9 protein-coding genes and 1 pseudogene are annotated in these 12,474 nt (G+C 71.8%); 5 read left to right on the forward strand and 5 right to left on the reverse strand.

The features are described from left to right. Positions 1-231 precede the first annotated feature (231 nt). On the forward strand, positions 232-1,161 hold the full coding sequence (locus tag ACIGXJ_RS24250) for an ABC transporter substrate-binding protein (protein ID WP_399648959.1): 930 nt from the start codon (positions 232-234) through the stop codon (positions 1,159-1,161). Between the two features lie 78 nt (positions 1,162-1,239). Here ACIGXJ_RS24250 and ACIGXJ_RS24255 read toward each other — a convergent pair whose 3' ends face one another. After that, the gene (locus tag ACIGXJ_RS24255) at positions 1,240-2,454 is read right to left on the reverse strand and encodes a DUF5685 family protein (protein WP_399648961.1); all 1,215 of its coding nucleotides are present in this window, start codon (positions 2,452-2,454) and stop codon (positions 1,240-1,242) included. Between the two features lie 344 nt (positions 2,455-2,798). Here ACIGXJ_RS24255 and ACIGXJ_RS24260 point away from each other — a divergent pair, with 344 nt between their 5' ends. After that, positions 2,799-3,236, forward strand: coding sequence for a cell division protein SepF (locus ACIGXJ_RS24260; protein WP_399648963.1), 438 nt, complete (start codon positions 2,799-2,801; stop codon positions 3,234-3,236). Between the two features lie 38 nt (positions 3,237-3,274). Here the strand turns inward: ACIGXJ_RS24260 and ACIGXJ_RS24265 are convergent, their stop codons facing one another. Both ACIGXJ_RS24265 and ACIGXJ_RS24270 read right to left on the reverse strand, forming a co-directional pair. Beyond that, positions 3,275-4,447: an acyl-CoA dehydrogenase family protein gene (locus ACIGXJ_RS24265; RefSeq protein ID WP_399649124.1), complete on the reverse strand. Its 1,173-nt coding sequence runs from the start codon at positions 4,445-4,447 to the stop codon at positions 3,275-3,277. A gap of 303 nt (positions 4,448-4,750) precedes the next feature. Continuing rightward, positions 4,751-6,358: an MFS transporter gene (locus ACIGXJ_RS24270; RefSeq protein WP_399648966.1), complete on the reverse strand. Its 1,608-nt coding sequence runs from the start codon at positions 6,356-6,358 to the stop codon at positions 4,751-4,753. Positions 6,359-6,620: 262 nt separating this feature from the next. Here ACIGXJ_RS24270 and ACIGXJ_RS24275 point away from each other — a divergent pair, with 262 nt between their 5' ends. Both ACIGXJ_RS24275 and ACIGXJ_RS24280 read left to right on the forward strand, forming a co-directional pair. Continuing rightward, positions 6,621-7,886: a glycosyltransferase family 39 protein gene (locus ACIGXJ_RS24275; RefSeq protein WP_399648968.1), complete on the forward strand. Its 1,266-nt coding sequence runs from the start codon at positions 6,621-6,623 to the stop codon at positions 7,884-7,886. A gap of 227 nt (positions 7,887-8,113) precedes the next feature. Beyond that, positions 8,114-9,148, forward strand: a complete 1,035-nt coding sequence (locus tag ACIGXJ_RS24280; protein ID WP_399648971.1) for a phosphatase PAP2 family protein — start codon at positions 8,114-8,116, stop codon at positions 9,146-9,148. A 105-nt stretch (positions 9,149-9,253) separates the two neighbouring features. Here the strand turns inward: ACIGXJ_RS24280 and ACIGXJ_RS24285 are convergent, their stop codons facing one another. Continuing rightward, the gene (locus ACIGXJ_RS24285) at positions 9,254-9,469 is read right to left on the reverse strand and encodes an I78 family peptidase inhibitor (RefSeq protein WP_399648973.1); all 216 of its coding nucleotides are present in this window, start codon (positions 9,467-9,469) and stop codon (positions 9,254-9,256) included. Between the two features lie 377 nt (positions 9,470-9,846). Between ACIGXJ_RS24285 and ctaD the strand changes: the two are divergent. Next, positions 9,847-11,529 (forward strand): annotated as a pseudogene (gene ctaD / locus ACIGXJ_RS24290) (cytochrome c oxidase subunit I); the annotation flags it as partial. Here the strand turns inward: ctaD and ACIGXJ_RS24295 are convergent. Next, complete coding sequence (locus ACIGXJ_RS24295; protein ID WP_399648976.1) at positions 11,417-12,460, reverse strand: helix-turn-helix transcriptional regulator; 1,044 nt, start codon at positions 12,458-12,460, stop codon at positions 11,417-11,419. The pseudogene ctaD and the gene ACIGXJ_RS24295 overlap by 113 nt on opposite strands. Positions 12,461-12,474: the final 14 nt, after the last annotated feature.

Genomic DNA, 12,474 nt, shown 5'->3' on the forward strand with positions numbered 1-12,474 from the left:
TTGACGCGCCACCGGAGACCTGTTCCACTTGGCCCATGCATCCGCAGCAGTGGCTGGTCACGCGCTCCCACATCGACTTCGGTCGCGTGTGGTCCTGTTCTTGTTGAGCCGACCCCCTGCCCGCCCTGTCTGATCCGGGGCGCCTTCTCCCGCTTCTCCCGCCTTCACACGCGCGCCCTCCCCTCACCCCGCGCTTCTTCCGTCTTTCGCTCCCTCAGGAGACCGCACGCCATGCGCCGTACGTCCGTGCGCGCCCACGCACGCCATTACGCCCCCTTCGCCCTGATCACCTCGGTGGCCCTGCTGCTCACCGCATGCGGTGCGGACACCCCGGAGACGTCGGACCCGGTCCCCGCCGCGGACCTCGTCTCGAAGATCGCCGAGGACCCCGCCGCCGCGGGACTCCTGCCGCCGGACGTCGACAGCCTCACCGTCGCCGTCAGCGTCGGCGGCACCCCGCCCGGCACCACCTACCTCGACGACGGCAAGACCCTCACCGGGCAGGACGTCGACTTCGCGCGGGCCGTGGCCAAGGTCCTCGGCATCCGGCTGGAGACGCAGGAGGCGAGCTTCGAGGCGATCCTGCCCGCCCTGGACAGCGGCAAATACGACTTCGGCGCCAGCAACTTCGGCGTCACCGACGAGCGCCGCAGGACCATCGACTTCGTCACGTACATCAACGACGGCCAGGGCTTCGCCACCCGCGCGGACAGCGACCTGCCGAAGGTCACCGACCTCGTCCAGCTGTGCGGCCTGGACGTGGCGACCGGCGCCGGCACCACCTTCGAGGCCACGCTGGAGGAGAACCGGCACCTCTGCGCGGACGCCGGCGAGAAGCCGTACGAGGTGCAGACCTACAACGAGTCCGGCGCCCTGTGGTCCTCCCTCCAGCAGGGCCGCAGCGACGTGGTGATGTCCACCATCAACGGCCTCCGCTACGCCGTCGCCCACCAGGAGGGCCTGAGGTTCCTCAACGAGTACCACCGCCTGGACGTCGGCTTCGCCTTCAAGAAGGGCACGAAGCTGGCGCCCGCCTTCCAGGCGGCGGTCAACAAGCTCATCGAGGACGGCACCTACGCCAGGATCCTGAAGAAGTGGGGCACCACCGGCTCGGCGATCACGAGGTCGGAGATCTCACCGCCCGAGCTGAAGACGCCCTGAGGGGGCGCGGCGAACCGCGCGGGAAACACAGACGGCCCGTACCCGCCGGTCACCACAACGCCCCACCGCGGGCAGGCGCTAACACCCGCAGTCACAGCACGAGCAGCACTCGCAGCAGGAGCAGGCCTCGCAGCACCCGCAGTCACAGCTGCCGCACCCGCTGCACCACCCGTCCCGCTTCTTCCGTGACCACGGCCCCTCGAACTCGTCCGCACAGCACACCTTGCAGGTGCAGCACAGCCCGATCGCGGCGGCGCACCCGGCCCAGAATCCACGCTTGGCCGGGTGCTGCGGCGGCTGCGGCGCGCCATACGGCCCCTGCGGTGCGCCGTAGGGCCCTTGCGGGGCGCCATAGGGCCCCGGCGGGGGAGCGTACGGCCCCTGGGGCGGCCCGAACACCCCCTCGACGCCGGTCGGCACATGTCCGCAGGACTCCGTGCCGAAGGCCCGGTCCACGGAGCGGGAGAGCTCGTGCGCGAGCAGCATGTGCGCGAGCCCTCCGTCGGTGAACTCGACGTCCTTCAGGGCGAGACGAATCCCGTGCACGGCGTCGTCGGCCAGCCGCCGGGCCTCGGCCGGCGGAGTTCCGGTGGCGGTGAGCGGGTTCCACGCCCCGGCCGCCGCGTCGGCCGTCCGGTCCTCCACCGCGTCCAGCAGATGCGCGAGCCGCCCGAAGAGCCGGCCCGCCTCGGCGAGCGGCACGGCGTTGCCGGGCCGGCCGGCGAGGACGGCGGTGTGGGCGAAGGCGGCCGCGGTGGCGGTCTCGGTGGGCTCGGTGACGGTGAGGATCGGTGTGCCGGGCCCGGCGAGCGCCTCCAGGCCGAACTGCCGGTCCACGGCGTCGACGAGGACGTCCGTGTCGAAGCCGACGGCGGAGCCGCCGCGTGCCCCGGCCCGGCCCCAGCTGTCGGCGACCCGGCGTGCGGCGACCGCGACCGGGGCGCGGGCCAGCAGTCCGTCCCCGTCGGCCAGATGGTCGCGGACCTTGGCGGAGGCGAGCACCAGCGAGACGGCGGCCGCGAGCCGTGCGCCCTCGCCCTGGGCGACGGAGGCCGTGCGCATACCGCGCAACGGGCAGGGACCGGCCGTGCGCCGCCCGGTGCCGGAGTGCTCGTGCGGGGCCTGAGCCTCCGTCAGAACAGAGATGAGCAAACCGTCGTAATTCGTGACGATCCGGGCAAGCTGCCCGTGATCCTTGCGCAGTGCGAGGCACAGCCCGCACAAGTGGGCCATCCACTGGGCCTTCAGCCGCTCACCGAGGCGGTGGCGGCAGGGCCTGACGATTCCGAACACGACGATCCCCCGTGAGACGTGCGACTTTGACACGGCGTCGAGAACGAGCCGAGGTGGCCGCATCGTATCGGTCGGACAGTCACACCACGGGGCTCCCTCGGGGTGGCTCGTTCACTCGTACGCACCGCCCGTCACCCGAGTGCCGTGAAGAATCATATTTCACTCACAGTCAGCAGCCGCATGTGTCACGACCCTTGGGGTAACTGGGCTATCGACGGGCCGGCTGTGCACCAGTACCGTCACAAACCCCCCGCGCGGCGTCTATCCACTTGGCGCGCCGTCCGCATCATGGATGACCATAGGGATGCGGAAAGCAAGAAAGACCGCTGTGAGAGGAGGCGTCCATGGGATCGGTGCGCAAGGCGAGTGCGTGGCTCGGCCTCGTCGACGACAACGATGACGAGCGCTACTACGACGACGAGACCTACGAGGGGAACGACTCCGGCGACGCCTGGGTCACGGACCCCCGGGTGAAGGTGGCCACGGACACGGCCGAGGAGAAGGGCCGCCGGATCGGCACGGTCACCCCGGACAGCTTCCGGGACGCCCGCGCCATCGGCGAGCTGTTCCGGGACGGGGTCCCGGTGATCATGAACCTCACGGCCATGGAGCCGGCCGACGCCAAGCGCGTCGTCGACTTCGCGGCCGGCCTGATCTTCGGGCTGCGCGGCTCCATCGAGCGCGTGTCCACGCGGGTGTTCCTGCTGACCCCCGCCAACACGGAGATCATCAACGGCGAGCCGGCGGCGCACCGCACCGACGGCTTCTTCAACCAGAGCTGAGGCAGGGCCGCTTCCTTCGGCCCTGCCCCGCCCGGGGCTCACCGGAAGGCGTCGAGTCCGGTGAGCGCCTTGCCCAGCACGAGCTGGTGCATCTCGACGGTGCCCTCGTAGGTGAGCACCGACTCGAGGTTGGTCGCGTGCCGCATCACGGGGTATTCGAGGGAGATCCCGTTGGCACCGAGGATCGTCCGCGCCGTACGGCAGATCTCGATGGCCTCGCGGACGTTGTTGAGCTTGCCGAAGCTGACCTGCTCGGGACGCAGGCGGCCGGCGTCCATGCGTCGCCCCAGGTGGTGGGCGAGCAGAATCCCCTTGTGCAGTTCGACCGCCATGTCGGCGAGCTTGGCCTGGGTGAGCTGGAACCCGCCGATGGGCCGCCCGAACTGCTCCCGCGACTTCGCGTAGTCGACCGCGGTCTCGAAGCAGGACCGCGCGGCACCCATCGCGCCCCAGACGATGCCGTAGCGCGCGTGGGACAGACAGCTCAGCGGCCCGCGCAGGCCGGTGACCTCCGGAAGTACGGCGTCGGCGGGCAGCCGCACCTCGTCCATGACCAGTTCGCTGGTCACGGACGCGCGCAGCGACCACTTGTGCTTGATCTCGGGCGCGGAGAAGCCGGCGGTGTCGGTGGGCACGACGAACCCGCGGATCCCGTCCTCGGTCTGCGCCCACACCACCGCGACCCCGGCGACGGAGCCGTTGGTGATCCACATCTTGCGCCCGCTCAGCACCCAGTCGCCGCCGTCGCGCTTGGCGTACGTCCGCATGGAGGCGGGGTCGGAGCCGATGTCGGGCTCGGTGAGCCCGAAGCAGCCGATCACCTCACCGGCGGCCATGCGCGGCAGCCAGGTCTGCTTCTGCTCCTCGCTGCCGAAGCCGTGGATGGCGTACATGGCGAGGGACCCCTGCACGGACACCAGAGACCGGATGCCCGAGTCGGCGGCCTCCAGCTCCAGGCAGGCCAGCCCGTACTGCACGGCCGAGGCCCCGGCGCAGCCGTAGCCCTCCAGCGACATCCCGAGCGCCCCGATGCCGCCCAGCTCCCGGGCGAGCTCCCGGATCCGGGGCAGCTCCCCCTTCTCGTACCACTCGGCCACATACGGCAGGACCCGCTCGCCGGCCCACCGCCGCACGGTCTCCCGCACCGCGATGTCCTCGGGCTCCAGCAGATCGTCGATCCCCAGCGGATCGGCGGGGTCAAAGGGGGGCAACTTCGCAGACACGGCTCACCTTCCGACAATGGAAACTAGCACCGCTAACAAACTCGACGGCCCGACGCTACGACGCACCACCGGCGACGTCCACCCTGACCCGACGGCGAACAGCCCGGGACCACCACGACGGAACGGCAGGACGACACACGGCGGGGCGACAGCGGCGGCAGCTCGCGGCGCGGGCCGGGCGACGGCGGAACGACCGCGGCGGGACAGCCGCCGACGGCGGGCGAGCGACCACGGGAGGGTTCAGCCTCTGGGCCGACCGGTGACCGGTGGTGCGCGGGTGGGAGGAGGTTCTCAGGCCGACACCCTGGACTCGGCAACGCCCCGGGGCGCGGGCAGCTCCACTTCCACGTCCACGGCCTCGCACTGCATGACGCGCGGCAACCGCAGCGCCATCGCCGCGCCGAGGAGCAGCAGCCCCGCGCTGACCAGCAGGGTCACATGCAGCCCGTGCACGAAGGAGTCCCGGGCCACCCGGCGCAGCGCGACACCCGCGTCCCCGCCCAGCCGCCCCGCCACCGCGTACGCCTCCCCCAGCGAATGCCCCGCCGACACGGCCGCCGACGCCGGTACGCCGGGGACGGAGGCCACGCCAGGGGCGTAGGCGGCGTTCATCACGGTGCCGAGCAGGGCGATGCCTACGCCTGCCCCGAGCTGGTAGGAGGTCTCCCCGATGGCCGCCGCCCCGCCGGCCTGCTCGGCCGGCGCCTCGCTCAGCATGGACTCGTACGCCCCGAACAGGGTCGTCTCCAGACCGAAGCCGAGCAGTACGAACCCGGCGAGCAGCAGCCCGGTGTCGTCCTCGCTGCCCATCGCCGTCAGCAGCACCACGGCCGCCGCGGTCAGGCAGAACCCGGCGCACACCATCCGCCGCGGCCCGAACCTGCGCAGGATCCGCGCCCCGAACAGCCCGGCCGCCATCGCCGCTATGGTCAGCGGCAGCAGCCGCAGGCCGGTCTCCAGCGGCGACAGACCCAGCACCAGCTGCAGGTACTGCGCCGCGATCAGCTCCAGGCCGACCAGCGCGAGCATCGCGAGGACGATGCACCCCACCGACGTGCTGAACGCCGGCCGCGCGAACATCCGCAGGTCCACCAGTGGATGCGCCCGCCGCCGCTGCCGCCGTACGAACAGCACCAGCAGTACCGCGCCCACCACCAGCGGCACGAGGGTGAACACGCTGCCCGCGGACTCGCCGCCGCCGAGCCGCTTCACACCGAGGACCGCCCCGAACAGCCCGCCGGCCGCCATCAGGGCGCCCACGACGTCCCAGGGGCCTTTCCCGTCGCCGGTCGACTCGGGCAGCAGCATCCGCCCGACCGGCAGGCTGACCAGCATCAGGGGGATGTTCACCAGGAACACCGCCCCCCACCAGAAGTGCTCCAGCAGGAAGCCGCCGAGCAGCGGTCCGACCGCCGCGCCGACCGCGGCGACCGCGCTCCAGATGCCGATGGCCAGCGCCCGCTCGCGCCGGTCGGGGAACACCTGCCGCAGGATCGACAGCGTGGCCGGCATGATCATCGCGCCGCCGACGCCGAGCAGCGCCCGCGCGAGGATCAGCACCTGCGGCCCCTGCGCGAACGCGGCCAGCGCGGAGGCCACGCCGAACAGGGCGTAGCCGAGCAGGAGGACGCGTCTGCGGCCGACGCGGTCGCCGAGCGTGCCGAACAGGATCAGCAGCGAGGCGCAGACCAGCGGGTAGACGTCGACGATCCAGAGCAGCTCTATCGCGCCGGGCTGGAGGTCCTCGGTGACGGCGGGCACCGCCACGTGCAGCACGGTCGCGTCGACCGCGACGAGCAGCAGGCTGACGCAGAGGACCACCAGGACGACCCAGCGGTTGGCACCGGCCCCGGCCACCCGACGGCGCGCGCGTTGGGCAGCCGTGGTCGTCCCGGACATGTACGTACCTCCCAGATGTCCCCTCGCGTTCGGCGGGCTCTCAGGGTGGGGACTCCCCGTGCCGACGGCCGGAGTGTGAGCGGCGGCTCCGGCCCGCGCAACGGATACGCGAGTGAGCCGTCAGCGTACGCGAGTTCGCGCGCCGGTCGCGTGGCGGAACTCTCACCGTGTCCCGGAACCCGTGTGGCGTACGCCACTGTGCACGTCCCGTTCCACGTCAGCGCGGCGGGGACGGTCGCGGACACACCGGATAATCGAGCCCGTGACCGATCTTGACACGCGTGTGGCACCGGCCTCCTCGGCCCTCGCCCGCACCTCCCGCGCCCTGCGCCGGGCGGCCCCGGCCCTCCTCGGGTACGCCGCCGTGCGCGCGCTGGGCCTGGTCGCGCTGGCCCTGTGGAGCGCCGCGCGCGGCAAGAGCGCGCACACCCTGCTGACCGCCCGCTGGGACTCCCTCTGGTACACGCGGGTGGCCGAGCTCGGCTACGGCTACGAGGTGCGGCTGCCGAACGGCGACATCCACTCCAACCTGGCGTTCTTCCCGCTGCTGCCGTGGCTGGAGCGGGGGCTGCACGCGGTGAGCCCGCTGTCGTACGCCGACGCCGGGCTGGTGGTGTCCCTGCTGGCCTCGCTCGCCGCGGCCTGGGGGATCTTCGCGGTCGCCGACCAGGTGTACGGCCGCCGGGCCGGGGTGTGCGCGGTCCTGGTGTGGGCGGTGCTGCCGGTCGGGATCGTGCAGTCGATGGCGTACAGCGAGTCGCTGTTCACCGCGCTGGCCGCCTGGTCGCTGTACGCCGTGCTGACCGGGCGCTGGCTCACCGCGGGGACGCTGGCCGCGCTGGCCGGGCTGACCCGCCCGGTCGGCCTCGCGGTGGTCGCGGCGGTGTGGGCGGCAGGCGTCGCGAGCTTCGTACACCAGCGCCGCTCCCCCTCTTTCGGGCACACCGGAAGCGGGGGAGCACCTCCCGGCGCCCGTGAGACCCCGCACGCCCCCTCCCCCGTCCCCGGCCGGTCCGGCGAGGGCGCACCGGTCCCGCGGCGCGCCCTCGCAGCTCTGCTCGCGCCCCTGGGCGCCGCCGGATACGTGCTGTGGGTCGGCCACCGCACCGGCAAGGGCGTGTTCGGTTATCTGGACGTCCAGGCGGGCTGGCGCAACGGCTTCGACGGCGGCTACGCCTTCGCCCGTTTCGTCGCCGACAAGTTCACCTCGGTTCCGGGCGCCCTCGCGGGCCTCGCCCTGATCGCCGGGGTGGGCCTGGTGCTGTGGCTGTACGCCGTCGGCGTCCGGCAGGGCCAGCCGCTGCCGTTGCTGGTGTACACGGGTGTGGTCACGGCCCTCGCGCTGTGCGCGTCGAGTTACTTCGGCTCGAAACCGCGCCTGCTGATGCCGGCGTTCACGCTGCTGCTGCCGCTCGCCCTGGCGCTGGCGCGGGCGCGTCCGCGCAGGTCGGCGGCGGTGCTGGCGGTGGCGGCGGTGGCCTCGGCGGTGTACGGGGCGTTCTGGCTGAACGGCTCGGGTCCACCATGACCGCCCCGCACTCCCGGTGAATTCCGCGCCATACCCCGGTGAACGAATTCGGAAGCGCTACAAAACCGGCCACCGGAATGATCAAAGGAATTGAAGGGAAGCGGGCCGCGTCGATTGCGGAATCCGTGGAAATAAAGCGCCCCCTGAGAGGAATCCCACATCACATCGTCATTACGAAGCCTGCGCTTCCGCGAGATGAGTCCCTCACTCGCTGTAACGTCGATTGAGTGCGTACCGAACCAAAGCCGACCCGGCTCGACCGGATCTTCGCCAGACTGGACCGCGAGCCCGAACGGCCCGTCCTCGACGTGCCGCGGATGACGCGGCACCGTGTGGTGCTCTTCGGCGCGACCCTGGCCTTCTACGTCGCGATCGTGCTCGCCGTGGCGGCCACGACCTGGCTGGTCCGGATCGACTGGCAGGCCATGCTCTTCCGGCCGTACCAGCAGTGGCCGGAGATCCACGCCTTCCTTGACTACTGGGTGGTCCTCGGCCAGCGCGGCCCGACGGCCGTGATGGTCTCGGCCTGGCTCGGCTGGCGCTCGTGGCGGCAGCGCACCCTGCGCCCGCTGCTGGCGTTCGGCATGGCCCTGCTGCTGCTGAACATCACGGTGGGCGCCGTGAAGTACGGCCTCGGCCGCTCGGGTCCGCACTACGCGACCGAGGTCGGCTCCAACGAGATGTGGCACTGGTTCGAAGCCGGAAGCGACATATTTCCCTCGGGTCACACCGCGAACGCGGTCGTCACCTGGGGCATCCTCGCCTATCTGGCGTCCACGCCCTGGACCCGGCGCTGGCTGTCGGCGCTGTCGGCCGTGCTGTCCCTCAGCGTCGGTCTGACCACCGTCTACCTCGGTACGCACTGGCTCAGCGACGTCCTGCTGGGCTGGGCCGCGGGTCTGCTGGTGCTGCTGGCCCTGCCCTGGTTCGAGCCGCTGATCTCCCGTGCCGAGTCGCTCCTGCCGGCGCTGCGCGACCGCTGGACCGGCCGCCGCACCGGCCCGGTCCCCGTCCCCGCGCCCGCCCCGGTCCTCGCCTCGGTCCGCACCGGCGACGAGGACGGCGACGCGACGCCGGTGCGCGAGACGATCCCCTCGGCGGCCGCCCGCACCCCGCGCAACCCCGTGTACCTGGCCCCCGGCCCGCACACGGTCCGCTCGGAGCGCACCCCGGTCACCCCGGCCGGCAGCCGCCGACCGCCGCACTCCGACCGCGTCCCGCGCGGCAGCGGCTCCCCGGCCCGCCCGCTGACCGGCGGCTGACCGGCCCCTGACTGCGGGGCGCCGGTACGCACACACCCGCCCCGCATCGCGAAGGCCCCGGTTGTCCCTGACGGGAACCGGGGCCTTCGGCGTCGTACGGCGGTGTCAGCCCTTCCAGGCGCGGGCCACGCGGCCCCCGCGCACCTCGAAGTTCAGCCGGCCCTGGCGGTACTCCATGGTGATGATCGCCCCGGGTGGCAGCGAGCGGACGGTCGACCACCCCCGCGCACGCGCGAGCCGCTCCGCGCCGGCGGCGTCGAGGCCGACGTAGGCGTCCGGATCGTCCTGGGGTTCGGCGGCGGGATTCGGTATCGGTGCCATGCGGCCCACGCTAGGCGCAAAGCCCTCCGCCGGGGAAGCCGGGGGCGGACACGGCGGGTAGTCGGCGCCTGCCCCCTCACCCCCCTCGGCCCCCTCCCGTCCGCCCCCGGTCACGCTTCTGTCACAAGATCACCACAGGCGTTTCGGGCCGGCCACACCACCCGGATGAGCGATTCCCTCACCCTTCCGCAGGTATTCGAACGCAATTCCCGCGTGTCGGCGCGCGCCCCGGAATTACCCCGCGAAAAGTTCCCGGCGGAACAATTCACGGCTCACGGCACAGGGAAACCGGTACGCCCCCTGTCGGAGAGCGGACGGCGCGAGCATCATGACGCCGGCGGGCCCGGGGCGCGACGAGGCGAAGGGGCGAGCGAGGCATGGGGACGCAGACCGCGCAGGCGACGGCGGCACCCGTACGGCGCAGGCGGGGCGGCCGGCTGATCGTCGACTGGCTGACCACCACCGACCACAAGAAGATCGGCCATCTCTATCTGATCACGTCGTTCGTGTTCTTCCTCGCCGGCGGGGTGATGGCCCTGCTGATGCGCGCCGAGCTGGCCCGGCCGGGTCTGCAGCTGCTGTCGAACCAGGAGTTCAACCAGCTGTTCACCCTGCACGGCACGATCATGCTGCTGCTGTTCGCGACACCGAGCTTCGCCGGGTTCGCCAACGAGCTCATGCCGCTGCAGATCGGCTCCCCGGACGTGGCGTTCCCGCGGCTGAACATGCTGTCCTACTGGCTGTTCCTGTTCGGCGCGCTGATCGTCATGGGTTCGCTGCTCACCCCCGACGGCCCGGCCGCGTTCGGCTGGTTCGCCTACGCGCCGCTCAACGACCGGGAGCACTCGCCCGGGATCGGTCCCGACCTGTGGATCATGGGGCTCGCGCTGGCGGGCTTCGGCACGATCCTCGGCGCGGTGAACTTCCTGGCCACCATCATCGGGATGCGCGCGCCCGGCATGACGATGTTCCGGATGCCGATCTTCACCTGGAACACGCTGTTCACGTCGATCCTGATCCTGATGGCGTTCCCGGTGCTGGCGGCCGCGCTGCTGTGCCTGGAGGCCGACCGCAGGTTCGGCAGCCATGTCTTCGACGCGGCCAACGGCGGGGCGCTGCTGTGGCAGCACCTGTTCTGGTTCTTCGGGCATCCCGAGGTGTACATCATCGCGCTGCCGTTCTTCGGCATCATCACCGAGATCATCCCGGTCTTCAGCCGCAAGCCGATCTTCGGCTACACCGCCCTGGTCGGCGCGACCATGGCGATCACCGGTCTGTCCGTGGTGGTGTGGGCCCACCACATGTTCGCCACCGGCGCGGTGCTGCTGCCGTTCTTCTCCTTCATGAGCTTCCTGATCGCCGTGCCGACGGGCGTGAAGTTCTTCAACTGGACGGGCACCATGCTGCGCGGCTCGCTGTCCTTCGAGACGCCGATGCTGTGGGCGACCGGCTTCCTGGTGACGTTCCTGTTCGGCGGGCTGACCGGGGTGATCCTGGCGTCGCCGCCGATGGACTTCCATGTCACCGACTCGTACTTCGTGGTCGCGCACTTCCACTACGTCGTCTTCGGCACGGTCGTGTTCGCCGTCTTCGGCGGCTTCTACTTCTGGTGGCCCAAGTTCACCGGGAAGATGCTCGACGAACGGCTCGGCAAGATCCAGTTCTGGACGCTGTTCACGGGCTTCCACACCACGTTCCTGGTGCAGCACTGGCTGGGCGCGGAGGGCATGCCGCGCCGCTACCCGGACTATCTCGCCGCGGACGGCTTCACCGCGCTGAACACCGTCTCCACGATCGGCTCGTTCCTGCTGGGCCTGTCGACGCTGCCGTTCCTCCACAACGTCTGGAAGACCGCGAAGTACGGCGAGAAGGTCGAGGTCGACGACCCGTGGGGCTACGGCCGCTCGCTGGAGTGGGCGACGTCCTGCCCCCCGCCGCGGCACAACTTCACGACGCTGCCCCGGGTCCGCTCGGACTCCCCGGCGTTCGACCTGCACTATCCGGAGTACGCGGCGCCGGCGCAGCGGCACCCCGTGCAAGAGCACGGCTCAACAGGTCCCTTCCCCTCCTGATCGCGTCCGTGAGGGCGGCCGGCTCCAGCACCTCGAACTCCACGCCCAGCATCATCACGTGGACGACCATCGCGTCGAGGCTCCCCGCGCCGGTGCGCAGCAGGCAGGTGTCCTCCGTCTCGGCCTGGAGCGTCCCGGCGGTGGGCGAGACGTGCCGGACCGCCTCCTCCAGGGGCACCAGCAGCCGCACCACGGCCTGCTCGGCGTACGCGCGGGTGGACACGCCCCGGGAGACGTACGCGGCGAGGTCGTCGGCGGGCGGCTCGCGCGGGGTGAAGCGCGGCCCGTGCGGCGGCCTGGGCGTGATGCGGTCGACGCGGAAGGTGCGCCAGTCCTCCCGGTCCAGGTCCCAGGCGACGAGGTACCAGCGCCGCTCGGAGCACACCAGCCGGTGCGGCTCGACCGTACGGCGGGTGGCGGCGCCGCCGTGGTCCTCGTAGGCGAAGCGCAGCCGTTCGGCGTCCCGGCACAGGCCCGCCAGCTCGGTGAGCAGCGCCGGGTCGACGGCGTCGGGGCGCGTGTCCCGGAACATCGGCACGGTGAAGGTGTTCAGGGCGCTCACCCGGCGCCGCAGCCGGTGCGGCAGGACCTGCTCCAGCTTGGCCAGCGCGCGCACCGAGGACTCTCCGATGCCCTCGACGCCCTGCCCGGCGGCCGTGCGCAGTCCCACCGCCACGGCGACGGCCTCGTCGTCGTCCAGGAGCAGCGGCGGCAGCTCGGCGCCGACCCCGAGCTGGTAGCCGCCTCCGGTGCCGGGGCTGGCGTGCACGGGGTAGCCCAGCTCGCGCAGCCGGTCCACGTCCCGGCGCACGGTGCGCGGGGTGACACCGAGGCGTTCGGCCAGCTCGGGGCCCGACCACTCGCGGTGGGCCTGGAGGAGGGAGAGCAGGCGCAGCAGTCGGGCGGAGGTCTCCAGCATGGTCAACAGTGTCC

Origin of the sequence: Streptomyces sp. NPDC053367 (genome assembly GCF_044545925.1) — a bacterium.
GTDB lineage: Bacteria > Actinomycetota > Actinomycetes > Streptomycetales > Streptomycetaceae > Streptomyces.